Origin of the sequence: Acinetobacter lwoffii, from assembly GCF_015602705.1 — a bacterium.
GTDB lineage: Bacteria > Pseudomonadota > Gammaproteobacteria > Pseudomonadales > Moraxellaceae > Acinetobacter > Acinetobacter lwoffii_E.
In genome coordinates this window covers 171,312-196,854 of sequence record NZ_CP059081.1, presented here as the reverse complement: position 1 = coordinate 196,854, position 25,543 = coordinate 171,312, and the positions used below count along the sequence as shown (strand labels likewise).

The 25,543-nt window shown below is 43.3% G+C and carries 24 protein-coding genes; 9 read left to right on the top strand and 15 right to left on the bottom strand.

Features of this window, described 5'->3' with window-relative positions; translation table 11 throughout:
- Positions 1-24: 24 nt before the first annotated feature.
- From atpD to H0S56_RS00815, 9 genes are all read right to left on the bottom strand, one after another.
- Positions 25-1,419, bottom strand: a complete 1,395-nt coding sequence (gene atpD, locus H0S56_RS00855; protein ID WP_004644863.1) for a F0F1 ATP synthase subunit beta — start codon at positions 1,417-1,419, stop codon at positions 25-27.
- Positions 1,420-1,445: 26 nt separating this feature from the next.
- Positions 1,446-2,315, bottom strand: a complete 870-nt coding sequence (gene atpG / locus H0S56_RS00850; RefSeq protein ID WP_004644862.1) for a F0F1 ATP synthase subunit gamma — start codon at positions 2,313-2,315, stop codon at positions 1,446-1,448.
- 89 nt (positions 2,316-2,404) lie between these two features.
- A complete protein-coding gene (atpA, locus tag H0S56_RS00845) occupies positions 2,405-3,949 on the bottom strand; it encodes a F0F1 ATP synthase subunit alpha (RefSeq protein WP_004644861.1) in 1,545 nt (514 codons plus the stop codon).
- A 45-nt stretch (positions 3,950-3,994) separates the two neighbouring features.
- Positions 3,995-4,531, bottom strand: coding sequence for a F0F1 ATP synthase subunit delta (locus tag H0S56_RS00840; protein WP_004644860.1), 537 nt, complete (start codon positions 4,529-4,531; stop codon positions 3,995-3,997).
- A gap of 12 nt (positions 4,532-4,543) precedes the next feature.
- Complete coding sequence (locus H0S56_RS00835) at positions 4,544-5,014, bottom strand: F0F1 ATP synthase subunit B (RefSeq protein ID WP_004280990.1); 471 nt, start codon at positions 5,012-5,014, stop codon at positions 4,544-4,546.
- Between the two features lie 39 nt (positions 5,015-5,053).
- A complete protein-coding gene (atpE, locus tag H0S56_RS00830; protein ID WP_000424060.1) occupies positions 5,054-5,299 on the bottom strand; it encodes a F0F1 ATP synthase subunit C in 246 nt (81 codons plus the stop codon).
- An 85-nt stretch (positions 5,300-5,384) separates the two neighbouring features.
- A complete protein-coding gene (gene atpB, locus H0S56_RS00825; RefSeq protein ID WP_004644859.1) occupies positions 5,385-6,260 on the bottom strand; it encodes a F0F1 ATP synthase subunit A in 876 nt (291 codons plus the stop codon).
- A 110-nt stretch (positions 6,261-6,370) separates the two neighbouring features.
- Complete coding sequence (locus tag H0S56_RS00820; protein ID WP_004280982.1) at positions 6,371-6,763, bottom strand: ATP synthase subunit I; 393 nt, start codon at positions 6,761-6,763, stop codon at positions 6,371-6,373.
- A gap of 174 nt (positions 6,764-6,937) precedes the next feature.
- The gene (locus H0S56_RS00815; protein WP_005105131.1) at positions 6,938-7,774 is read right to left on the bottom strand and encodes a metal ABC transporter solute-binding protein, Zn/Mn family; all 837 of its coding nucleotides are present in this window, start codon (positions 7,772-7,774) and stop codon (positions 6,938-6,940) included.
- A 146-nt stretch (positions 7,775-7,920) separates the two neighbouring features.
- Here H0S56_RS00815 and H0S56_RS00810 point away from each other — a divergent pair, with 146 nt between their 5' ends.
- Genes H0S56_RS00810 through znuB form a run of 3 tightly spaced genes read left to right on the top strand, consistent with a single transcriptional unit; the run spans position 7,921 to position 9,986 of the window.
- A complete protein-coding gene (locus tag H0S56_RS00810) occupies positions 7,921-8,418 on the top strand; it encodes a transcriptional repressor (RefSeq protein ID WP_004280980.1) in 498 nt (165 codons plus the stop codon).
- Positions 8,400-9,182: a zinc ABC transporter ATP-binding protein ZnuC gene (gene znuC, locus H0S56_RS00805; protein WP_005105130.1), complete on the top strand. Its 783-nt coding sequence runs from the start codon at positions 8,400-8,402 to the stop codon at positions 9,180-9,182. The genes H0S56_RS00810 and znuC overlap by 19 nt, the downstream gene beginning before the upstream one ends.
- 3 nt (positions 9,183-9,185) lie before the next feature.
- Complete coding sequence (gene znuB / locus H0S56_RS00800; RefSeq protein ID WP_004280978.1) at positions 9,186-9,986, top strand: zinc ABC transporter permease subunit ZnuB; 801 nt, start codon at positions 9,186-9,188, stop codon at positions 9,984-9,986.
- Between the two features lie 74 nt (positions 9,987-10,060).
- Here the strand turns inward: znuB and H0S56_RS00795 are convergent, their stop codons facing one another.
- Positions 10,061-10,681, bottom strand: coding sequence for a LysE family transporter (locus H0S56_RS00795; protein ID WP_004644856.1), 621 nt, complete (start codon positions 10,679-10,681; stop codon positions 10,061-10,063).
- A 161-nt stretch (positions 10,682-10,842) separates the two neighbouring features.
- Between H0S56_RS00795 and H0S56_RS00790 the strand changes: the two genes are divergently transcribed.
- Positions 10,843-11,763: a Dyp-type peroxidase gene (locus H0S56_RS00790; RefSeq protein WP_195725441.1), complete on the top strand. Its 921-nt coding sequence runs from the start codon at positions 10,843-10,845 to the stop codon at positions 11,761-11,763.
- Between the two features lie 32 nt (positions 11,764-11,795).
- Here H0S56_RS00790 and H0S56_RS00785 read toward each other — a convergent pair whose 3' ends face one another.
- Genes H0S56_RS00785 through H0S56_RS00775 form a run of 3 tightly spaced genes read right to left on the bottom strand, consistent with a single transcriptional unit; the run spans position 11,796 to position 17,730 of the window.
- Positions 11,796-12,680 carry a hypothetical protein gene (locus H0S56_RS00785; RefSeq protein ID WP_180038379.1) on the bottom strand — a complete coding sequence of 295 codons (885 nt, stop codon included), beginning with the start codon at positions 12,678-12,680 and terminating at the stop codon, positions 11,796-11,798.
- Between the two features lie 19 nt (positions 12,681-12,699).
- Positions 12,700-14,919, bottom strand: a complete 2,220-nt coding sequence (locus tag H0S56_RS00780; RefSeq protein WP_195725440.1) for a LysM peptidoglycan-binding domain-containing protein — start codon at positions 14,917-14,919, stop codon at positions 12,700-12,702.
- Positions 14,920-14,928: 9 nt separating this feature from the next.
- Positions 14,929-17,730 (bottom strand): type VI secretion system Vgr family protein, encoded by a 2,802-nt coding sequence (locus H0S56_RS00775; RefSeq protein ID WP_195725439.1) that lies wholly within the window; start codon positions 17,728-17,730, stop codon positions 14,929-14,931.
- A gap of 246 nt (positions 17,731-17,976) precedes the next feature.
- Between H0S56_RS00775 and H0S56_RS00770 the strand changes: the two genes are divergently transcribed.
- Complete coding sequence (locus H0S56_RS00770) at positions 17,977-19,131, top strand: methionine aminotransferase (RefSeq protein ID WP_195725438.1); 1,155 nt, start codon at positions 17,977-17,979, stop codon at positions 19,129-19,131.
- Between the two features lie 128 nt (positions 19,132-19,259).
- Entirely contained in the window at positions 19,260-20,624 is a 1,365-nt protein-coding gene (locus H0S56_RS00765; RefSeq protein ID WP_005108395.1) for an MATE family efflux transporter, read from the top strand.
- Positions 20,625-20,741: 117 nt separating this feature from the next.
- Here the strand turns inward: H0S56_RS00765 and H0S56_RS00760 are convergent, their stop codons facing one another.
- The gene (locus H0S56_RS00760; RefSeq protein WP_114542018.1) at positions 20,742-21,590 is read right to left on the bottom strand and encodes an SDR family NAD(P)-dependent oxidoreductase; all 849 of its coding nucleotides are present in this window, start codon (positions 21,588-21,590) and stop codon (positions 20,742-20,744) included.
- A gap of 223 nt (positions 21,591-21,813) precedes the next feature.
- Between H0S56_RS00760 and H0S56_RS00755 the strand changes: the two genes are divergently transcribed.
- The 3 genes from H0S56_RS00755 to phoR all read left to right on the top strand — a co-directional run bounded on the left by H0S56_RS00755 (position 21,814) and on the right by phoR (position 24,835).
- On the top strand, positions 21,814-22,491 hold the full coding sequence (locus H0S56_RS00755; protein ID WP_195725437.1) for a TetR/AcrR family transcriptional regulator: 678 nt from the start codon (positions 21,814-21,816) through the stop codon (positions 22,489-22,491).
- 249 nt (positions 22,492-22,740) lie between these two features.
- Positions 22,741-23,451, top strand: a complete 711-nt coding sequence (gene phoB, locus H0S56_RS00750) for a phosphate regulon transcriptional regulator PhoB (RefSeq protein ID WP_004280972.1) — start codon at positions 22,741-22,743, stop codon at positions 23,449-23,451.
- Between the two features lie 25 nt (positions 23,452-23,476).
- The gene (phoR, locus tag H0S56_RS00745) at positions 23,477-24,835 is read left to right on the top strand and encodes a phosphate regulon sensor histidine kinase PhoR (RefSeq protein WP_195725436.1); all 1,359 of its coding nucleotides are present in this window, start codon (positions 23,477-23,479) and stop codon (positions 24,833-24,835) included.
- Positions 24,836-24,883: 48 nt separating this feature from the next.
- On the opposite strand, the gene H0S56_RS00740 is transcribed toward phoR, so the two are convergent.
- Positions 24,884-25,534 (bottom strand): glutathione S-transferase family protein, encoded by a 651-nt coding sequence (locus H0S56_RS00740; protein WP_195725435.1) that lies wholly within the window; start codon positions 25,532-25,534, stop codon positions 24,884-24,886.
- Between the last annotated feature and the right edge of the window lie 9 nt (positions 25,535-25,543).

Below are 25,543 nucleotides of genomic sequence, written 5' to 3'. Positions count from 1 at the left end.
AATCTCCTAAATTAGAGTAGCTAATTAAAGTTTCTCGGCTTTAGCAATAACTTCGTCAATACCACCAACCATGTAGAACGCTTGTTCTGGGATGTGATCGTATTCACCAGCTAGAAGACCTTTAAAGCCACGAATCGTTTCTTTAAGAGATACTAATTTACCAGGAGCACCAGTAAATACTTCAGCTACGTGGAACGGTTGAGAGAAGAAACGCTGGATTTTACGCGCACGGTAAACAACCAGTTTATCTTCTTCAGCAAGCTCGTCCATACCAAGAATCGCGATGATGTCTTTAAGCTCTTTATAACGTTGCAATACGTTCTGTACAGAACGTGCAATTTCATAATGCTCTTGACCAACAACTAACGGATCTAACTGGCGTGAAGTTGAGTCTAGTGGATCGATCGCTGGGTAAATACCAGAAGATGCGATGTCACGGCTCAATACAACAGTTGCGTCTAAGTGAGCAAACGTTGTAGCAGGCGATGGATCTGTTAAGTCATCGGCAGGTACGTATACCGCTTGGATTGACGTAATAGAACCAGACTTAGTCGATGTAATACGTTCTTGAAGAACACCCATCTCTTCTGCAAGTGTAGGCTGGTAACCTACTGCAGATGGCATACGACCTAGAAGTGCTGATACTTCAGTACCCGCTAGTGTATAACGATAGATGTTATCTACGAACAATAGTACGTCACGGCCTTTACCGTTTTCGTCTTTCTCGTCACGGAAATATTCAGCCATAGTAAGACCAGTCAACGCTACGCGTAAACGGTTACCCGGTGGCTCGTTCATCTGACCGTAGACCATTGCTACTTTGTCTAGAACGTTAGAATCTTTCATTTCGTGATAGAAGTCGTTACCTTCACGAGTACGCTCACCAACACCAGCAAACACAGATAAACCTGAGTGAGCTTTCGCGATGTTGTTGATCAACTCCATCATGTTTACAGTTTTACCAACACCGGCACCACCGAACAGACCAACTTTACCACCTTTCGCGAACGGGCAAAGTAAGTCGATGACTTTAATACCAGTTTCTAAAAGGTCAGTAGAAGCCGCTTGTTCTGCATAAGAAGGCGCTTGACGGTGAATTGGTAAACGCGCTTCAGTCGCAACAGGACCAGCTTCGTCGATTGGGCGACCAAGAACGTCCATGATACGGCCTAGAGTCGCTGTACCTACTGGTACAGAAATCGGCGCGTTAGTGTTAGTTACGTTCAAACCACGCTTAAGGCCTTCAGTAGAACCCATTGCAATAGTACGAACTACGCCATCACCAAGCTGTTGCTGAACTTCTAAAGTAGTTTCAGTACCATCTACTTGGAGAGCGTCATAGATCTTAGGAACGCTGTTGCGTTCAAACTCGACGTCGATAACCGCGCCGATGATCTGAATGATACGACCGCTATTCATTGCTGTCTCCTCAATTCAAAATAATGTTAAACGGCAGCGGCACCACCAACGATCTCAGAAATTTCCTGAGTAATCGCGGCTTGACGCAGCTTGTTATAAATAAGTTGCAGGCTCTTAATGATCTCGCCTGCGTTGTCTGTCGCTGCTTTCATAGCGACCATACGTGCAGACTGCTCACATGCGATGTTTTCAATCACACCTTGATACACCACAGACTCGATATAGCGAACCAACAAGCCATTTAAAAGCTCTTCAGCTTCAGGCTCGTAGATGTAATCCCAACCGTATTGACGGTTCAGATTCTTGTCTTCTTCAGCAGCAGCCAAAGGAACAAGTTGTTCGATCTTTTGATTTTGAGTCATGGCATTGACAAAGCCGTTTGACACTAGATAAATACGATCTAACTCGCCTTTATCATAAGCGTCCAACATCACCTGTACAGAACCAGATAACTGCTCAAGACTTGGGGCATCGCCGACTTGCGTCGTCGCACCAAGCACTTTACCGCCGTAGTTTTTAAAAAACGAAACCGCTTTTTGACCAATTAAAGCAAATTGAACTTCAATTGACTGCTCTTGTTGCTGTTGAACGTGTTTAACCACTTTCTTGAACAGGTTAATGTTCAAACCACCAGCAAGGCCACGATCTGAAGACACAATGATATAGCCAACGCGCTTAACCGGGCGTTCAACCATATAACGGTGTTTGTATTCAGGATTCGCTTGGACCAAATGAGCAATTACACGGTGCATATTTTCGGCATACGGACGGCCTTGAGCCATGCGCTCTTGCGCACGACGCATCTTAGAAGCTGCTACCATTTGCATCGCTCGAGTAATCTTCTGCGTGCTCTTGATACTAGCTACTTTGGCGCGAATTTCTTTTAAATTTGCCATACGCTTAACCTAGTATTCGAAAGCCCTTGCGAGCTTCCGAAGGTTGATTCCGTGAACCAAACCGACACTAAATTCAACAGAGGTTGAAATTAGTAAGTTTGAGTCGCTTTAAAGCTTTCAATACCTGCTTTGATTGCAGCTTCGATGTCTTTGTTGTAATCACCAGAGGCATCGATTTGTTGCATTAACGCAGCATGTTCTGAACGGAAGTAAGAAATTAACGCAGCATCAAAGTCTACGATTTTCTTAACGTCTACGTCAGCCATGTAGCCTTCGTTAGATGCATAAATTGAAACAGCTTGGTCAGCAATTGAGTATGGAGCATATTGTTTTTGCTTCATTAACTCAGTTACACGTTGACCATGTTCAAGTTGCTTACGAGTTGCTTCGTCAAGATCAGAAGCGAACTGAGCAAATGCTGCCAATTCACGGTATTGCGCCAAAGCAGTACGGATACCACCAGACAATTTCTTGATGATCTTAGTTTGCGCTGAACCACCAACACGAGATACAGAGATACCCGCGTTCACAGCAGGACGAATACCTGCGTTGAATAATGATGTTTCAAGGAAGATCTGACCATCAGTAATCGAAATTACGTTGGTTGGTACGAATGCAGATACGTCACCCGCTTGAGTTTCAATAATCGGCAATGCAGTTAATGAACCAGTTTGGCCTTTAACTTCACCGTTAGTGAATTTCTCAACGTAGTCAGCAGATACACGAGAAGCACGTTCAAGTAGACGCGAGTGTAGATAGAACACGTCACCTGGATACGCTTCACGACCTGGTGGACGGCGTAAAAGCAATGAAATTTGACGGTAAGCAACAGCTTGCTTAGACAAGTCATCATAAATGATTAACGCATCTTCACCGCGGTCACGGAAGTATTCGCCCATTGTACAGCCAGAATACGGAGCTAAATACAGCATTGCTGCTGGATCAGCTGCAGCTGCAGCTACAACAGTTGTATACGCCATAGCGCCAGTTTCTTCTAGCTTGCGTACCACGTTAGCGATAGTCGATTGTTTTTGACCGATTGCTACGTATACACATTTAATGCCAGAGTTTTTCTGAGCGATGATCGCGTCGATCGCCATTGCTGTTTTACCAGTTTGACGGTCACCAATGATCAACTCACGTTGACCACGGCCTACAGGGATCATTGTATCTACTGATTTATAACCAGTTTGTACAGGTTGATCCACTGATTGACGCCAAATTACGCCTGGTGCTACTTTTTCAACAGCATCAGTTAATTTTGCATCAATAGGGCCTTTACCATCAATCGGGTTACCCAAAGCATCTACTACACGGCCTAAAAGTTCTGGACCAACCGGAACTTCTAATACACGACCTGTGCAACGCGCTTTTTGACCTTCTTGAAGGCTTAAGTAGTTACCTAAAACAACGACGCCCACTGAATCCTGTTCTAGGTTCAGTGCCATACCGTAAAGGCCGCCGTCGAATTCGATCATTTCACCGTACATAGCGTCAGCTAAGCCGTGAATACGCACAATACCGTCGGAAACCATAACAATGGTTCCTTCGTTCTTAGCGGTTGCGCTGGTGTCCAGATCGCCGATACGCTGTTTAATGAGCGCACTGATCTCGGATGGATTCAGTTGTTGCATTGCGCTATACCTCAATCTTTTTAAAGTTCAGTCTTCTAAATGCAATTAAGCAAGAAGACGAGTACGCATTTTTTCAAGCTTGTTAAGCGCAGAATCATCTATCACTTGGTCGCCTGCACGAATAACTACACCAGCAATCAGCGCTGGGTTAACTTCTACAGAAACATTTACCGCCGCTTCGAATTTTTTCTCTAATGCGTGAGTAAGAAGTTGTTCCTGTACAGAAGTCAATGGGAATGCTGATTCAATCACAACATCCACAGTATTGTTATTCTGTGATTTAAGCTGCTCATATTCTGCTGCAATCTCAGGAAGAAGAACCAAACGGTTATTCTCTGCAAGCAATGTCAGGAAGTTAGACACTGCTGCAGTTTGGTCTTCACCTAAAACTTTCGCAAAAAGAGCCACCTGCTCAGCAGGTGTAAGCTCAGGGCGATTTAGATAAGCTGAAAATGCTTCGTCTTGCACCGCAGCACTGAGCAATTCAAGTGCTGTTGACCAAGAGTCAGTTGCACTTTGCTCAGAAGCGTAAGCAAATGCTGCTTTAGCGTATGGGCGTGCCAACGTCAAGAGTTCAGCCATAATCCGCCTCTCTTAAAGTTTAGCAGCCAGCTGAGTCAGCATGGCATTGTGAGCTTCTGCATCAACTTGCTGGCTAAGAATTTTCTCAGCACCAGTTACTGCAAGAGCAGCCACTTGTTGACGCAATTCTTCGCGAGCAGCATTGATTTCAGTATCAACAGCTTCTTTAGCCTGTTGACGAATACGCTCACCTTCAGCCGCAGCTTGGGTACGCGCTTCTTCGATCAATTGTGCACCACGACGGTTCGCTTGTTCGATCAATTGAGCCGCTTGTGCTTTTGCCGCGTCTAACTCAGCTTTCACTTGTGCTTGCGCATCTGCAAGGTCAGCCTTCGCTTTTTCAGCAGCATTTAAGCCATCAGCGATTTTACGCTGACGTTCACTAATCGCATTGATTAGTGGTGGCCATACAAACTTCATGCAGAATGCGACAAAAATCGCAAACGCAATCGCTTGGCCAAACAATGTGAGGTTGATATTCATTGCAAATTCCTCAAATAGTGAATTTCGGAATTAAGCTGATTAACCTACAAATGGATTAGCGAAGATGAAGAACAAGCCAATACCAACACCGATCATAGGCACAGCATCAAGAAGACCCGCGATTAAGAACATACGAGTTTGAAGTTGTGGAGCCAATTCTGGTTGACGAGCTACAGCTTCAAGGAAACGGCCGCCTAGAAGACCAAAACCAATCGCAGTACCTAAAGCACCGAAAGCGATCAAGATAGCAGATGCAATTGCAACTAGACCTAAAGTGAGTTCCATGATAATTCCTCAGAGGTTAGGTTTTATACCAAATTAAGTTAAAAAATTGTGTGCCCAACCATCCGTTGACAGTTAGGCAATACCATTAATGCTTTTCGCTTGCCATACTCATGTACACGATAGTCAACATCATGAAAATGAATGCTTGTAGCGTAATAATCAAAATGTGGAAAATCGCCCAAGGCACAGACAACGCCCACTGGATCCAGAACGGTAATAACGCGATAAGAATGAAGATTAACTCACCCGCATACATGTTACCGAACAGTCGTAGAGCCAATGAAACTGGTCGCGCCAAGAAAGTAGTCAATTCCAACAATAAGTTGAATGGAATTAAAAGCACTTTAGCAACTGGATTACTTGGGTTAAATGGGTTCAGTGCTAACTCACCAACGAAGCCGCCAACACCTTTCTCACGAATACTATAGAAAATAATTAAGAAGAATACAGAAATAGACATACCGAGGGTAATGTTTGGATCTGTAGTCGGAACAATTTTAAAGTAAACCTGATGAGGGTCTACACCCAGCATAGAAGCAATCGCGTGTTGAGCTACATAAGGAATAAAGTCAACAGGGATCAAATCCATCAAGTTCATGAGGAAAATCCACACGAAAATGGTTAATGCTAAGGGTGCAATTAATCGAGACTTCCCATGGAAGGTATCACGTACACTTGAATCTACAAACTCGATAATCATTTCAATTGCAGACTGGAACTTGGTAGGAACACCAGCATTAGCCGCTTTCGCAACCAACCAGAACAACAAACAGAAAATCAGACCCAGTCCGATAGACCAACCCATTGAATCCAAGTGAATAGCAGTGAACCCCATCTGTTGAGCTTCAGCACCGCTCTCGGCCAATTTCCACGTACCGTCCGGCATTTTGCCATAGGTCATGTTGGTCAAGTGATGCTTGATATACTCGGTCGAAGTAAGGGCATGTTCTTCAGCAGCCATAAATCACACCTGGTCAATGTCAAAAAACTAATAGAACAAACGAATATCGCGTGCTGCTTGATATCTCGCCTGCTCCTGAAAAACTTTTCAATTTCTTGTTGTGCTTATACTCATTTTTGTAGACGTGACGCCCAAAACGGAGCGACCCACGACATGGCTTGAACAAGTATAAAACCACAAAACAACGCCACCGCTGACAACGGTTTAACATTGCTTAAAATTAAAATGAAACCAACAATCACAATGGCAAACTTTCCCATCAAGCCTTTATACATGTTCGAAAGAACTTGTTTAGACGCGCGGGCTCCTGCTGCTCGAAACGATTGCCACGAAAAATAACAAGTCGCGAGCCAACATACCAGTGCACCTAATGCTGCACTCAAGGCTGCGGTTGAGTCTTTCACGACCCAGCCGATCAAGGCTGAAACAGGGATCATACAGGCTTGCAGGAGGACCAAAGCTTTCGCTAATCGTCGGTCAATCAAGCGACTAGTTCGGCTCATTATTTATTCACTCACAGCAATCATGCTTGACAAGTTTAACAGGTGATTATTTTTAATCGCAGGCATTATAGAGTTACACCCCTGAACATGCAATCTTTTCCCGACCTTAGTCGTGTTTTTTTAAATCGGGTCACTGCTGTTAAACTAATCAAAATCTGTCTATTTTTTAAACCATTAGCGTGCATTTAGTACACATTTCTGGGTTTCTGTAGCCAATTGCTGCCAAGCCTGCACAAAGTCCCTTGCCCCGCTCATGCTTTCATCGACATGCTGGAACAGTACCGGATTGAGTTTGCGGTACTGGTTTTCACTGGCATGACCTTCGGCCAGCAGACACATTTTGCGCTGTGGACGATGATCCTGTAAAAACTTGATTTGGGCTACGGTTGGCGAAACATGCGGATCATCGGTCAATGCCCCCATGAATTTTAAATTGAGTGGGCGCTCAAGATACTGGTAGGCATCGTGATAAGACCAATAAGGTTTGGCCTTGTTGCTTGAACTATAACGCTGGGCCGTAGCAAACATGTTTTGTGCAAAGTCACGGGCATTTTTCCAGTAGCGTTCACGATGCTCCGGCAGTTGCTGCGAACGTAGCGCCGCAATAAAGAAACCTATCCGTACCGCATTATTCGGATCGAGCCAGACATGCGTGTCTACCGTATTTTTTAAGGCCTCGCCACGCGGATTACGCATCGGCAAGGTCGTCAAAATTCCGGAGTCTAAAAGTGCGATACCTTTATTACTTTCATTCAGCACTTTCGCCAAGGGTGCTTCATGCGCCTGACCCAGCCAGATCACCAGACCTGCATTCTGAATAGTTTTTCGATGCGCCGGAGTCAGACTCACATCATGTCCACTTTGGTTGGCCAGCAATAAAGTCGGCTGTTCCACACCTTGGGTAATTTTCTTGGCAATCAGATGGATCGGCTGCGTAGACACCACCAGACTTTGTGACCAACTGAGTGTACTGAACAATGCGAGCAGACTGATTGCAAGAAGACGGAACATGAGTAGAAATCACTTAAAAACGATAAAAACAGGAAGTGTTATAATATAACAAAAATACAAAAATACCTATGCCCAATCGAAACTCAGAACGCTTCATGTTAAGATTTGAAATCTATTAATTTTCAGTTTCGCACTTGAGGTGAACTATGGGTTCCTGTTCGCACGAACACCACAACGCATTGCACGGCGTGCACGACCATCCCAATGTCGCACAACGTCTTGCTGAAGCGGAAAGTCTTTGTGCAGCAAGCGGCGCACGCCTTACACCTTTACGTAAAGAAGTGCTGGAACTCATTCTGAATGCGCATGGCCCGATGGGCGCCTATGATCTGCTGGCACAAATGAAAAATGCCAGTGATCGTCCTGCAGCCCCACCAACGGTGTATCGCACTCTGGATTTTTTATTAAGCAAAGGGCTGATTCATCGCCTGACCTCGATCAATGCCTATATTCCCTGTTGCCATCCGCGTGAAGGTCATCAGGCTGCTTTTTTAATCTGCACCGAATGTAAAGCCGTGAAAGAAGCGTCGGCTCAGGGCCTGCTCGATCAACTCGATGCACTGGCCAGCTCGGACGACTTCACGGCACATCACAGCATTATCGAAATTTCAGGAATTTGTCAGCAGTGCCGCAACAAAGCTTAAGTGCCTCTCCCTTGATTCAGCTTTCCAAGATCTGGGTCAAAATCGATGAGCGCGATATCTTAAAAGCCATTGATTTCTCGTTACAAGAGAAAGAAATTGTCACACTGATTGGTCCCAATGGTGCTGGTAAATCGACCTTGATTAAAGTCATGCTGGGCATACTGAAACCACAATCGGGTGAAATCAAAACTGCGCGCAAACTCAAATTTTCCTATGTGCCGCAAAAATTCAATCCCTCACATAGCTTACCGCTACGGGTAAAAGATTTATTAGCACTAGAAAAGTGCCCGTCCCAGATTAAAACTGAAATTATCCGGGATACCGGTATTAGTAAACTGCAAGATTCTAAAGTTCAGCAGTTGTCTGGTGGCGAACGTCAGCGGGTGCTATTGGCTCGTGCCTTATTACGTCAGCCGGACATTTTAGTTCTCGATGAACCGATGCAGGGTCTAGACATCCAGTCCGAAGCTGAACTGTATGAATATGTGCGTAACTTGCCGGAAAAATATGGCTGTGCCGTACTGATGGTTTCACATGACCTACAATGGGTGATGCAAGGTACGACTCGTGTGGTCTGCTTAAACAAGCATATCTGTTGTAGCGGGCTGCCGGAAAGCGTGCAGCAACATCCTGAATATCAGGCGATTTTTGGCACCAATCGCGTATTCTATCAACATCATCATGATCATTGCGCGCATGGCGATTCTGCCACACCCTGTCAGCATGATTCACGCCCTCATATCCACCCCGAGCCGGAAGCTTAAACCATGATGGATTGGTTACAACTCCTTTTACCTGCATGGATCATGGGAACGCTATTGGTATTTCTGACTGCACCGCTGGGCTGTCTTATGCTCTGGCGGCGTATGTCATTCTTTGCCGACACCATGGCACACGGTACTTTACTCGGTGTTGCCATTGCTGGAGCTTTAAGTTTACCGCTGTGGATGGGAGTCACTTTTATTGCCTTATTATTGGTCGGGATTTTGTGGGTACTGCATGACCCACGCCTGCCGAATGATGCCTTGCTGGCCTTATGTTCAGCAACACTGCTTTGCTCGGGATTATTGTTCATTCAGCATTTACCGAGTTTAAGACCGGAACTTCTCAGCTATCTATTTGGTGATCTACTGACGATTTCTTGGACGGACTTACCCACCTTTGCTATCGTGATTATTCTGGCCTTAGCCGTCCTCTATAAGAGCTGGCAAGCGCAGATTCAAATCGCGATTGATCCGGACATGGCGGTCAGTGAAGGTGTAAATGCCAAATGGCAACGCCTGATCTTTATGTTGTTATTGGCATTGTTTACCGTGCTTGCCCTAAAAGCAGTGGGTTCATTACTCATGGGGGCATTACTGGTGATCCCTGCTCTGACTGCACGACTCCTTGCACATTCACCAAAACAAATGGTGATCTGGGCATTCGTGATTGCGCAAATTGGGGTGACCGTGGGCCTATGGTCGAGTGCAGGTCTCAATACTTCGACAGGTTTAACCATTGTCCTGACCATGGCGGTGCTATTTGCACTGATCTTCTGTGTGCAGAAGTTTAAAAAGCTGAATTAATCTTTCTGTTAAATCATGATGATTTTCTAATGATCTATTCAGCCTCTCTCCTTTAAGGAGAGAGCAAACACTCGTTATTGATGCACCAAACTCAATAAAAATGCAGCACCTGCAAATAAACCGGCAAAAGTCCGGTTCATGACTTTTTGTTGTTTCGGTGATTTTAGTAGCCTTAAAACTTTAGCAGCCAATCCGGTATAACCCGCCATCACAATCAGATCAATCGTCACCATTGTTGCAGCCATAATCAAATACTGAATCCATTGTGGCTTAGACAAATCCAGAAATTGCGGCAAGACGGCCAGTAAAAATACGATGGCTTTAGGATTAGTGATATTAACCAAGAAACCATGCAGTACCAGTTTTCCTCTCGATTTTCGCGTCAATTCATGTTTAATTTCGATGTTCTGTGCAGGTGCTTTCCATTGCAAAACTGCCAAATATAACAGGTAGCCAACACCAAACCATTTCACCACTAAAAATGCCCATGGGGTTGTCGCAAACAAAACTCCCACGCCTGCTGCAACCACTGCAATCTGTACCAGTAAAGCCAGTTGCAGACCCAGCGCATTCCAGTAACCATGCCGAAAACCATAATTCAGTCCACTCGACATCGATGCAATTGCACCAGCGCCCGGAGAGACACTAATCACCCAGCAGGCCAACATATAGGCAAACCACATTTGATAGGACATGGATATTTAACTCAGCAAAACTTACCCAATATTATATGAATTTTCCAATAAAATCAGGCTAAAAACCTGCTTAAATATAAGGCACTGCACTATTCACTCTGTCTGGCTTCAGGCACAATATGTACATTAAAAAACAGGATCTATCCTTACAGGAGCCATGAATGACAGCCCAATCGGTAATCTTGCCACTTCCTTCAGATCATGCTCGCTTTATTGTGTTACGTCTTAAAGATTTGAGTATTGAAAAATTAAAAGAACAACTTGAACATCTGTTTACTTCACGTGATCGGCTGATCACGCAACACCCTCAAGCACAAATTAAAACAGGCGTAGCTTTTGGTCCTGAACTGTGGGAAAAACTTTATGATCAAGCTCCTGCAGGCTTTAAACAGCTTGAACCCATTCAAGGTTCGTTTGATATGCCGGTTGTTCCAGCAGATGTATTGATTCATATTGCCAGTGCCCGTGCTGATATCTGCTTTGCGCTCAGTCAGGCTTTTTTTGAAGGCATTCAGGACCAGGTTCAGGTGCTGGATGAGCGGGTTTGCTTCCGATATTTTGATGGTCGTGACATTACTGGCTTTATTGATGGGACTGAAAATCCGCAATTCCTGGATGATCGTGCAGAAGTCGCGTTATTAGGTGAAGATTCAGGTATTTTCCAAGATGGTTCATTTATTTTTGCCCAGCGTTACGCGCATAACCTGGAAAAATGGAAAAAGCTAAAAGTTGATACTCAGGAACAGGTTATGGGTCGTACCAAGCTTGAATCTATTGAATTGGATGATGAGGTCAAACCTGAAAATGCGCACGTAGCACGTACTGTAGTTGAAGATGAAGAAGGCGAAGAAATGGAAATTCTGCGTCATTCTCTGCCTTATGGTGACGGACGTGGTGACCAGGGTCTATTCTTTATTGCCTACACCAAAGACCTGAAAATTATTGATGCTATGTTAGAACGTATGTTCGGTACCTCTGGTGATGGAATTCATGACCGCCTGCTGCACTTCGTAACTCCGCTGGATGGCGCATATTACTTTGCACCGAGTGAGGAGCTGCTGGAAGAGGTTTTGGAAGGGTAAAAGTAAAAAAGCCGGCGAGAGCCGTCTTTTTTCTATAATTCTAATTTAATATTTTTCTTACTTCCTGAAGAATCGCTATAACTTAAATTAAATTTTTTATCTATAGAATAAAAATTTCCAATTCTTCTAACTTCAATATCAGGCTTTATTTTAATGAGATAATATACAGATGAAGACTCTTCATCTGTATCTTCATATTTTTCACCTATTAAATATTGAGATTTTTCTGAATAAGGTAAAAATTTAAAACCATCTAAATTCAGTTTTTTTATTTTTTCATTATTTAAAACATCTCCTATTTCTTGAGAGTTTTTCTTTATCTCATCAAATCTATAAATATGATTTTCTGAGTCACTAAGTTTCTCACACTTATTTTTCGAATTAATTTTCAAACATTGATTAAAGTAATCTGAAGAATTTGGCAACAAAATTTGTTTAAAGTTAGATAAACTTATATATTTTATATTTTCATCAATGCTTATTTTTACAAATGCATCCTCTATAATTCTAAAGCATATTTTTGAATCATTATAAGTATTCCGATAGCTATATAAATTACCGGTAACACATAAATTTCCATTGGAACTGGAGAATTTAATTTGTGATTTTTCTTTTTCAATTTTATAATTCAAGGGATAGATAATTAATGTTTTTTGGTTCAAAGCCGCTAGTCGAATATACTTCCCATCATCAATTTTAATAACTGTATAATTTTTATTGTAATTTACATTTTTACCAATATTATTTTCATATAACTTTATATTTTCAGCTTTACAATAATAATTGTCAATATCATAGTCAAATCCACAAGGCTGTACTTTTATTTTTGATGCCTTATTACTTTCAATTACTTTTGCATTACCACCCACTATACAAAAAAAACCAAAAAATAATAATATACTAATTTTTTTATTCATTCTATATCTCACACGTCTACTATTGTTTATGATATTTATTAATTTTTTCTAAAATTTCTTTAACTATTTCTGTTGATTTTTTATTAGCATGATTAGCAGTACTTTCATAAAAAGATTTAGTGCCATCTGAAACATGACCACCACAGTTTTGGCTAATTTGATAGCCTTTTGGAGTAGCGATGGATGCCCATTCTTTTGCTGCTTCATATTGAGCATCTTCCGTATTTCCAATCCCTTTAAGAACAAAATTTCCTAGTTTAGGCCTTTTCGAAGGAATCAGGTAATCTCGAAAAATTCTTTCTTGTAGATTTTCATCAAATTTCTCATTTCCGCTTAGTTTAAGTTTTAATTTTGCCTCTCTCATAGGATCTGGAGTTATCTGATATTTACCCACCGCAAACATTCTAGAAGTATCTCTAGGAGACAAAGTATAACTTTCAATAATTTGATTAATTGTTTTATTAGTGACTGTACCTTTTGCTGGATACAAAAAGGAATGTATCACTTTATTTTTAATAGTTCCTGTATTGTATGATTCGTAATTCCCTTCACCATGTGAAATTGCAGAACCTAGTTGCTTGATCAATTCTTCTAAAGAACTGTCCTTTAAAGCTGGGCTGTTCATAGGCGCAGCCGCAAGTCCAGTGCATCCTAAAATTGTACTAGCCTTACCGTCTCTTCTAAACAAATTAACTAGATAATCACCATTTAAACCATTTGCAGTCTTGGAAAATAACTTATCGATTTTAAATTCATCTGAAAACTCTCTTACGTCTAAATGAACCCAAGTAGTTGCTCCATGAGATAAGCGCTCTAATCCAAATCTATTATTCGACCACCCCATCGTTGCGTTTAAATATGTGCAAAACCATTCTTTTCTGACTGTATTTTCCAATTCATCTAGACTAACTACTTGACTATTTTTATTATAGATAACTATATCTATAGCTGTACCCATATGATTAGTTGTAGCTCTTCTCTTTTTTAAGTTATTATCTATACAACGATAACCTGATGATATTTTAGATATTTTATATCCTTGAGGATTACTTTTCTTATCAAAGTAGAACATCATTGCTTTTAACCCCCACACAAGGCTTCGATGCATCCCTTCTGATTCCTTAAGAGTTTTTTGAACTTTTACATATTTTCCTGAGGTTTTCTGATAGTTTTCGAATGTAAACGTACCGATCCGTCTCATTCCAAATCCACTACACTTACCGCATGAACATTTAAAAGAATCTATAAATTTAGCAATTCCATATTCATCACGGAACTTATCTAAAGCTGCTAAAAAACTTCCGCATATTTTTCCAGTTTCAGGAACCCCCATATAATCCCGTTGAAATTGTTTTATACATTCCGCTGTTAAAGGAGTAAATTCATCTGTAGGTAATGCGCCACCAAAGCCTGCTAGCCTGATATTAACCTCTCTAATAAGTTCACTTTTGCCTTGAGATATACATTGAGGATTAGTTTTACATAAATTGGAAGTATCAGTTTTCGGTGTTCCGCCATCCTGACTGCGATCCTCTTTCATATCAATTTTTATTGCATCCGATAAAGCTTTCTTACCTTCTTCATACCATTCATTAAGCTGCTCTAATGCTTTCTTCTCATACTCTTCAACTGTATTCACAATTCCTTTATCAGCCTGTTTAGTCTCTTTTTTACTTTTCTCTGATGATTGAGACTTATTATTTTGAGAAGCATTTTTTTGAGGGTTTGGCTTTCTATCAATACTTGTATTATTTCCTGTAGCAGGCATATTAATTGGAAGTTTAATTACTTGTCCTATGCTGATTTTATTGACATCTTTTATCCCATTCAGCCTTTCGAGCACTCGGATTGTGGTGTGATACTGTTGTGCAATAGATGATAAAGTTTCACCTTTTTTAACCTTATGTGTTTTACGTTTATAACTTCCTTTATTTCCATTATTTTCTACTGTTTTTAAATCCAAGAGAATTTTAGGACTTATAACCGTAACCAGCATACGGTCTTTCGCCATTATGAAGGTCTGAACTTTTTTCATACCTCCACCCAAAAGGCTTTTGACATATATGTCTAAAACCGTTCCTTTGTCTCTTTGAATTTCATAAAGGCACCCCTTGGAATTGGTAGAACCCTTTACTACATGTTGACCTGTCTTACTATTTTTGACTTCATATTGAACTTTAGGAATTGGATTGCCTAACAAATCTAGAATTTGTATGGTTGCTAAAGACTTATTTGTCATTTTTATATCCTATTTATTATTCTGCTCAATCAGGTCATCAACATCATAACCTTGGACACTTAATCCCCATTCATCATTGAGCCCTACCAAAATTTCTACTTTAGAGGGATCAGCTGTAGTAATTTTTCCAGTACGACCATGCGTATCAAGCTGACCTGAAATATACGAATTAGTATCAGGAATAAAAGCTTTATAATTTATTGAACTGAAATCGGACTGCCAAAATAGATCATATATATCTAGCCTATTGCTATATAAAGCATTATTCAGAAGCTGAGGTATTTCATAAGAGACTTTAGCCCCTCCCATAAAATTATGCTGCCCTGCCTTACACTCAAATTTTCCACCAGTTGTGACCATTACTCCACCGCCATTGATCTTAATTTGAGACCCTCCAGCGGTCAGTACGATCTCCTTCGGACTGGTGATTTCGATCTTGTCTTCAGTCGAAATAAGCTTGATTACCTTGCGGGCAATCGCTTCAATTGCATCATCTTGGGCTTGTATTTCAATTTTGCCTTGAGCTGCATAGACACTTACGCCTTCTTGAGCAGCGAACAAACTGATCCGGTCCTGTGCATGAGCAACTAAAGATTTCTGTGTGGAAAAATGAATATTGTCCCCCGCACTCTGATTGATTTGCTGATCAGCGGATAAATGGATATTTTCCTTTGTGCTCAGTGCAATCGATTGGGGTGCGGTTAACAGCATCACCGCCTGTTTAAATGCAGTAGCTTTGCCCCGGTCTTCAGCTTCAATCTGATTCAGAAACTGTTTTAAACTATCAAAAAATTCCAATGGATCAGCCTGCTGTTTTTCTGCAATATCACTCAAGGCTTTACTATGATTGAGATTCGATTCAAGCTGTTCTTTGGCTGGGTCAGCCTCTAGGTGATTGCCTGCTGCTGAATCTTGTCGATAAGTGGAAATCAGCAAGCCGTTTCCTGCTCGTAGGGCACCCCACTGGTCTGTCCTTAGTTCAAAACCTTCACCTCGACCTTCGCTGCTTTCACTTTCTTTAGGATGGCTTAGATTTCCCAGATTGAGCTGACTGGCTGCATGACTACTTTGCAGCTGCGCACTAATCTGTTCAGGGGTATCATCGAAACGCAGCTGGTTAAAGCCATCCCCATCGACCTCCTGAGAACGGATGCCACTGAGCTTTTTGGTCGCAGGAAGTTCTCCCTTCGCATCAAACATGGCCGGACGGCGTTCTGCTTCATGAATCCGCCCCACCACAAAGGGCCGGTCGATATCACCTTCAAAGAAATCAATCACCACAATTTCTCCAATTCGTGGATGCAACCTGATGCCATAACCTTCACCCGCCCAAGGGGTCAAAACATCTACCCAGGCAGAATCGCTATCATTGTCATTGCTGCCTGCACCGCCATCATGCTGATGATCCTCGCTCCGGGTAAACAGAAAACGAACTTTTACCCGTCCCCATGCATCGACATGAATCGTTTCACCCTCAGGTCCGACCACTCGAGCCCGTTGCGGATATGCAACAGGCCGATGAATAAAAGGCTGATACTCAGGTACGACCGGGATTTCACGGCGCACGATATGTAGTTCATTGGCTTGTCGTTCCTCCTGTGTCATCTGCCAACCACTCTTCTCAAGCAAACTGTCCAGCTGTGATAAAATATCTTTGGGTAAATTGTTCTGGTTATAAAACCGCTTAGCTAAAATCAGAAATTCACGTTCATGAGTAGGATGCTGATCAATTTCAGGATGCTGTTGCAGTTCAAACCAGTATCCGACCTGAGCATCTCTTACGCTGCTACTGGCTTTAAAATATTTGGACTGTAAAGCATGATAGTCACTGAGCTGCCGATTGAGTCGATCCAGTTGCGCTATACCAGATGCTGTCACCTGATCCTCATGATTTAAGTCGCCGGTCCAGGCCGGACTGATGTTCCATGCATCTTCAAGCTGAAGAGTGGCATTTGCGTGAATATCACTTTGATGATGATTACTGAACAAAGGGTGGCTTTGATCCTGGGCAAGTTGCTGGGCATGCCAACGCTGGGTCTGGGTACTATTCGGATTGAGCTGACGTACCGCAATCAGACTGTTCAGCGTGTCGAGCTGTTCGGTGGCATGACTGCGATGAAACCGGATGGAGCGGCGTTTTAAAGCTGAAAAATATTGGGAATGATCGACCAGTTTTAAAAGCTGATCTTGAATCTCGCTGGCTGATACAGGCACAGTTAATTGCCTTTCATCAATCAGCCAGTTAATTCCTTCGCTACGCCATAAACGGGTCAGAAAATCATAATCCGATTCATTCGACTGCATTACAAAAGGTCGGACATCATAGTCCCGGCTGAGTCCTGTCAAATCCAGGCTAAGACTGGCCGCGAATAATACACTTCTGTTTTGCCATTCACTGAACAGGATTTCACTGATCTCGCGCACCGTCTTATTCATAAAAACCCGACTGTTACGGCGCTTCTGCCAGAGTGCAGTCGGATCATTTAGCGTCAATTTATACAAGGTCAAAGCTCCATCATTCTGCCCTTGACTGGCTGCAGTAATAATGCCCGTAGTCCGGAAAAGTTCACCCCGGTCTGTGACCTGATCAATGGCCACCCGACAGCCGATAAACTGTTTCAAGGCAATATGAGCATGAGTGGAAAGACAGATCAGTTCAGCCTGCAGACCTTGATTGATCTGATGCTGACCCTCAATCCGCTGAATCAAAACCTGATGATTTATAGGGGGATGTGAAAACTGTAAATGTAGCGCACGATGCTGTCGCTTAAGCCCGAGCTGCTCCAGCAGCATATGGATAGGTTTTGGCATTTTATAGTTATAATTTTAAGCTTTATTATTGTGCGGCAAATTTTAGGAAAAGTTATCCATTTCGTCCAGTTCACGATGCATTTCACATAATTAGGCCTTTAATTTATGACTCTTCAATTAAAAATCTTAAATCGCATGTGGTACATCTTAATTAAAAATATTGCCCAATATGCCCTATTTTTCTGATTATCCTATACGGAACTTGCTGTTACACTCATTCAGATCTCATTCTTCAAGGCCAAAGACATGCTGAAACTCCCTTCTAAATTACCTGATTTGGGCGTGACCATTTTTAGTACCATGTCGGCCTTGGCACAAAAACTCGGAGCCTTGAATCTTTCTCAAGGATTTCCAGACTTTGCAGCGCCTCCTGCCTTGATTGAAGCTTTAAACCGGGCCAGCCAGAATGGATTTAACCAGTACACACCGGGAGATGGTCTGCCAGTCTTGCGAAGTCTGATGGCAGATCTCTATCAGCAGCGTGATCAACTGATTATTGATCCTGTCGAGGAAATCACGATTACCCCTGGGGCGACAATTGCGATTTTTTGTGCCATTCAAGCCACGGTGCGTGCCGGGGAAGAAGTGATTATTTTCGACCCGAGCTATGACAGTTATGGACCTGCGGTACAACTGGTCGGGGCAAAGCCAGTGCATATTGCTTTGCAGCATCCTGATTTTTCTGTGGACTGGAATCAGGTCAAAGATGCCATTAATGACCGTACCCGCATGATTATCGTGAATACTCCACATAATCCGAGTGGGAGTGTCTGGTCCAAGGCAGACTGGCAGCAACTGATCGAACTGATTCGCGAGCGCAATATTGTGGTGCTGTCCGATGAAGTCTATGAACATCTGGTTTTTGACGGCGTTCAGCACTATTCGGCCTGGTCATTTCCAGAACTTCGCGAGCGTAGCTTCGTAATTGGCTCTTTTGGTAAAACCTTCCATGTCACTGGCTGGAAAACCGGATTTTGTATTGCTGCACCGGCACTGATGAAAATGTTCAGACAGATTTATCAGTTTGCCAGCTTCTGCGGTGTGACACCCGTTCAGGTTGCCTTGGCGGAATATATGCAACTGCATCCTGAGCATATACCTGAACTGTCCTCTTTTTATCAAAATAAACGGGATTTATTTAACTCATCCATTAAAACATCACGCTTTAAATGGACACCTTCTCAAGGGACTTATTTTCAGAACTTAGATTATTCAGAGATTCGGCCTGAGCTCGATGATTTTTCCATGTGCCATTTTCTGGCAGAACAACATGGGATTGTCGCGATTCCAGTCTCCGCGTTCTACCAACACCCCCCTGCAGATTTACGTCTGCTCAGGTTCTGCTTTGCAAAAAAAGAACAAACCTTGATCCAGGCAGGTCAAATTCTTTCAAAGATTTAACTCATTTTTTAACTAAAAATCTCATAAAATAAATGCCTTAGTTACTTAAAAGCTAAGGCTTTTTTTTATATTCTGCCGAATAATAGCTGCATCAATAAATAGATGATAATTCAATCACAGGATGTCGCATGGCACAGCACTCACTGATTCATCAACAGAATTTATGGAAAGCCTTTCTGGTTTTTCTATTGCCATTAATTGCGACCAATATCCTGCAAAGTCTCTCCGGCACGATCAATACGGTTTTTGTGGGACAAATGCTCGGAGTGAATGCGATTGCTGCTGTTGCCGTTTTTTTCCCGATCCTGTTTTGTCTGATGGCCTTTGTGATTGGTTTGTCTGCCGGTTCTACCGTACTGATTGGACAGGCTTGGGGTGGAAAAAATATAGAAAAAGTGCGCTGTGTGGTCGGTTCAACTTTATTTATGACCTTGATTGGCGGCAGCTTGATTGCGCTTTTCGGGGTAATTTTTGCTGAGAATATTCTTTTGGCCCTTGGCACAGATCCTGATGTAATGCATTTGTCCTTGCCCTATGTACAATGGATGCTGGCGGGTAGTCCCTTAATTTTTATCTATATTATTTATACTTCCATCTTGCGTGGCGTTGGGGATAGTACCACGCCCCTGTTTGCTTCCGCACTTACCATTGGGGTCGGTTTGGTGGTGACACCGGTCCTGATTGCCGGTTATTTTGGCTTTCCTAAAATGGGCATTATCTCACCGGCGATTGCCACCATTCTGGGAAATCTGGCGGTTCTGTTGTTTTTAATCCTGTATTTGAACTATAGGCAACATCCGCTCAAGCTGGACTGGGCCTTATTAAAAAATATTCGTCATCAACCACAGTTGAGCAGAATGATCTTGAAACTGGGGGTTCCTACTGGTGTGCAAATGGTCACGACTTCAGTTGCCGGACTGGTAATTGTCGGACTGGTCAACCGCTATGGCGCAGAAGCAACAGCGGCCTATGGTGCAGTCAATCAGGTCTTAAATTATATTCAATTTCCGGCTTTGTCGATTGCAATTGCCGCATCTGTATTTGGTGCGCAAGCGATTGGCGCAGGTAAATCGGATCTGCTCAATAAAGTGACCCGGACTGCGCTGAGTATGAATATCCTGTTTACCGGCGGTCTGGTGATTCTGGCCTACCTGTTCTCCAAATATCTGATGGCGCTGTTTATTACCGATCCTAAGGTTGTAGTACTGGGACAACAACTGCTGTTTATTGTGCTGTGGTCGATTCTGTTCTTTGGTGCCAGTGCCATTTTTGCTTCGATCATGCGTTCAAGTGGAACGGTGACCATGCCAATGCTGATTAATATTTTTGCCATTCTCTGTATTGAAGTTCCCGCCGCTTATCTGTTTAGCCGGTGGTGGGGTCTGGAAGGTATCTGGTATGCCTACGCGTTGGCCTTTGTCAGCCTGTGTATTTTGCAGGGACTGTATTACCAGTTGGTCTGGAAGAAAAAAACGGTTGAAGCGTTGATTTAGATGCAGGTTTTTTTACGTGCCTAAAGCATTACAGGAGTTAATACTCTCATTTGCAAAAAATTAGCCCCTATCACAGCGATAAAAAAACCCGCTTTCGCGGGTCTGTTTTACAATTTCTTAAGCAGACTTTTTCTTCTTTTTGCCAAACTGGGTCGCCAGTGCAGTGACATGCTGATAACCGGTTGGTAAGATCCGCTGAATCAGGTCAATCGCTTTGGCATCATTGCCGATCAGCAGACGGCGCTTGTCTTTTTGTACCGCCTCCAGAATTTGACGTGCAGCTTCTGCAGGTGGACAACGCAATAATTTATTAAAATTACGGGCTGATTTTTCCGGATTCATACCTAAAGTGAGCAGGCTGTTATTCATTTTTGCGGCATTGGCAATGTTGGTACGGATACCCCCCGGATGCACACACAGTGCACTCACGCCACAATTTTCCAGATCCAGTTCCTGACGCAGGGATTCAGTAAAACCACGTACCGCAAACTTGGTTGCATTATAGGCAGACTGGGTCGGTTGTGCAGTCAGACCAAACAGGCTGGAAATATTGATGATATGACCATCGCCGGTTTTCTTGATCAAAGGTAAGAATTCTTTGGTTCCGTAAACTACACCCCAGAAATTGATTCCGACAATCCATTCCAGTTCTTCATAAGATGCCCCTTCAACGGTTGAACCCAGCGCGACACCAGCATTGTTAAAGATCATATTGACACTGCCATGATCTTGTTCGACCTGTGCCGCCCAGTTACGCACTTGTTCCAGTTCAGCCACGTTCACTTTTTGAATGGTGAGACGAACATCAGTCCCTTGGAGTAATTCCACGGTTTGCGCCAGACCCTGTTCATTGATATCACTCAGCGCCAGATGACAACCCTGCTGGGCCAGTAATACTGCCAGTTGCTGGCCAATACCTGAACCGGCCCCGGTAATCGCAGCGACTTTATTTTTAAAATTTTTCATTCAATTTCCTTATGTAAAGAACTGCCATTCCATGACAGCAGGATCTTGTTCTGTTGTTTCAGGAGCTAGCACAGATCCTCAATATAGTTTTGACAATATAGATTGTCAATAATTATCCCATGTCCTTAGAGGCCAAATTTCAGGGGAGTATTTCTATATAGGTCTAAGCGTGATTTATTGCTAAGATATTCAAAATCTTCATGCAGATGAGCACACAGGCCTTATGACCGATTCAATCGACTCAGCAGCAAAATTACGACCCTCCAAAACCAAGGAACGTCAGTTTAAAGGCCTGTCGATGGCTGAACGGCAGCAGGCACGTCGTGAGAAGCTGATCGAAGCCGGAATTGAAGCCTATGGCAGTTATGGTTTTTTTTCAGTTACCGTCAAAGATATCTGCAATGAAGCCAAACTGACTGAACGTTATTTTTATGAATCTTTCAAGAAAAGCGAGCATCTGTTTCAGACCATTTTTTTGAAACTGATTGATGAACTGCAACAGAATGTGATGCACGCCATGATGCAGGCCTCGACCGATCCGAAAAAAATGATCGAAGCCGGTCTTACTGCTCTACTCACTACCCTGCGTGACAATCCGCGCATGGCACGGATCATTTATATCGATGCCATGCTGGTACAGGAGCTGCATAATCAGGCCACTATTCATGAAACCATGTCACGTTTTGACCGCATGATTCATGCCTTTGTCATGTTGATGATGCCGCAGTTAAATCGCAGCGAGCAGGAAATTTCATTGGTGTCGACCGGTTTAAATGGCTATGTCACCCAAATTGCCATTCGTTGGGTGATGAGTGGTTTTAAGCATTCGCTTGAGGAAGTTTTATCGTCGTGCAGTGTGGTTTTTTTGGCGCTGCTCGAGTCATTTTCCGAGAAAAAATAGCTGTTAAATCCTGTGCTTAATCGGCTTTCCTGCATTTACCAGTGAGTTGAAGATTTATGCTGTACTACGGAAATGAGTAAAATTAATTTATGATTTTTTAACAAGTTTCTGCATTATATTTGTCACAAATCTTTGCGAATATCAGCAGTTTTTCCCTTTCTGCAATGATACTGTCATAATTAGTCTTTGTAATAAGCCTGTCATAAATATAAAACGGTTCACCGTTTACATGAAATAGGGTATTGCGTTGTGAAAGATGACTACATATTAATCGTCGATGACGAGCTCCCGATTCGGGAAATGATCCATACCTCTCTGGATATGGCCGGTTTTCAGTGCTTGCAGGCAGAAGATGCCAAGCAGGCGCATCAGATGATTGTGGATCAGCGTCCGGCACTGATTTTGCTGGACTGGATGATGCCAGGTGGCGTCAGCGGTGTGGACCTGTGTCGTCGTCTGAAACGTGATGAAAGCCTGTCAGAAATTCCGGTGATTATGCTCACAGCGCGCGGTGAAGAAGACCACAAGGTACAAGGTCTGGATGCCGGTGCCGATGACTACATGACCAAGCCATTCTCGACCCGGGAACTGGTCTCGCGGATTAAGGCAGTACTGCGCCGCGCCAATGCCCTGAGCGGTGAAAAAACCATTGATGCCAATGGACTGATTCTGGATCCGGTCAGCCAGCGGGTGAATTTTGGCAATAATATTCTGGAAATGGGGCCGACTGAATATCGTTTGCTGGCATTCTTCATGACCCATCCGGAACGTGCCTATACCCGTGCGCAATTGCTGGATCAGGTGTGGGGCGGTAACGTCTATATTGAAGACCGGACTATCGATGTGCATATCCGTCGCCTGCGTAAAGTGCTGGAACCTTATGGTGTAGACCGTTTTGTACAGACCGTTCGCGGAACGGGCTATCGTTTCTCGACCCGTTCAGATGTCGCTTTAGGTTAATATCTTTTAAGGTAAATCTTGTTTTATGTATGAACCCTACCCTGTCCCCGAACTGGCACGCGAACACAAAAGAATCCGTTACAGCAGTTTATGGGATTTTGCGAAGCAGGATTTACGCTTACTGGCTTTTTTCCTCATTATCGCCAGCTTTATCGGTTTTGGGATTGGGTATTTCTGGGTTTGTATCGTAATTGCTTTCGTGGCGTTCTTTGCGACCCAAATGCGTTCCTTATATCTGGTCAATGAATGGATTTCCAATCGCCCCTATGATGTTCCGCCTAATATTGGCGGAATTTGGGGTGCACTGCTTTTCAATGTTTACCGCGCCCAACGTCAGGAACGGATTGTTCAGGCGGAAATGGTCGAATTGATTGATCGTGCACAATCTTCGCTGGTGGCCTTGCAAGAAGCCGTGGTACTACTTGATGAAAACCAGCAGATTGAATGGTGGAATCCGGCAGCCGAACGTCTGCTCGGAATCTCCAGTGATGACCGTCGCCGTAATATCCTGACCTTGTTACGCCAACCAAGCTTTATCGAATACTATTACCATATTGATGAATCCCCGGACGGCCTGAAAATGCGTTCTTCGCTGTTTGAAGACCATTATGTTCAGGTCAAAATGACCCGTTTTGGCGGAGAAAGTCGGGTACTGGTCGCTTATGATGTGACCCGGATGCACAATCTGGAACAGATGCGAAAGGATTTTGTCGATAATATTTCACATGAACTACGCACTCCTTTGACCGTGCTCAGTGGCTATATTGAAACCTTTACCGATCAGGAAGATATCAATCCACGCTGGAAACGCGCTTTTGATCAGATGCAGTCGCAAACCCGACGCATGAATGCCCTGGTCAACGACCTGCTGCTGCTGTCACGTCTGGAAAATGATAAAAATATTGCCAAAAACCAGATCATTGAAATGCCAAGTCTGATGAACCAGCTATTCGATGATGCCCAGGCCTATAATATTGATTATGGTCATACCCTGAATCTGGACATTGACAGTCATTGCGATCTGATCGGTTCAGATATGGAACTGGCCAGCGCCTTTAGCAACCTGATTACCAATGCCATCAAGTATACGCCTAAAGGCGGCACCATCACCATCGGCTGGCATGATGACGGTGAATCGGCCTATTTTGTGGTGCAAGATAACGGCATCGGTATTGATCCCAAGCATCTGCCACGTCTGACCGAGCGTTTTTACCGGATCGATTCAGACCGCAGCCGTCGTACTGGCGGTACCGGTTTGGGATTGGCAATTGTTAAACATGTACTCATGCAGCATCAGGCACATCTGGAAATTGAGTCCAAGGAAAACCAAGGTTCCACGTTTAAGGTAGTTTTCCCCAAAGAACGTCTCAGCTTTCCGGACTAATCTCACAAAATCAAAAAAGGTACCATCGGCACCTTTTCTTTTAAGCGTTTAAGAGCTGATCTGTTTTTCTTTGGACAGTGCACGCGCATAGGCAGCACGTTGCGACACCCGTTTAAGATAGGCTTGAATCGCTGGATAGCTTTGACCCGTCCGGCTCTGCATGGCCTCCAAAGGAAAACTCATCTGAATATCGGCAAAACTGAAATGCCCGGCAAAATAATCATGCTCACTCAAATAGCTTTCCAGAAACTGGATATGATCTTTTAAACGGCTCTGTACAAATTGCTTTTTCACCCCATCACAGATTTTCTTGGCCACAGGTCGAATCAGCAAAGGCGTATGTTTAGGCACTGTGGTCATTACCAGTTCCATCACCAGCAGCGGCATTAACGAGCCTTCCGCATAATGCATCCAGTAACGGTACTGGGCCTTGTCGGCAATATCTTCTGGGCGAAACTGCTGCTTTTCATCATACGTTTCCTGCAAATATTCCAGGATCGCCGCAGATTCTGCCAGTACCTGAGACTGATCGACCAGAATCGGCGCCTTGCCCAACGGATGGATCTGTTTCAAGGCCGGTGGCGCAGAAAGGTTGGGCTGACGTTTATAGTATTTAACCTCGTAATCCAGTCCTAATTCTTCCATGGCCCACAGGATACGAAATGATCGTGATTGTTCGAGATGATGTAAAACACGCATATTAGACTC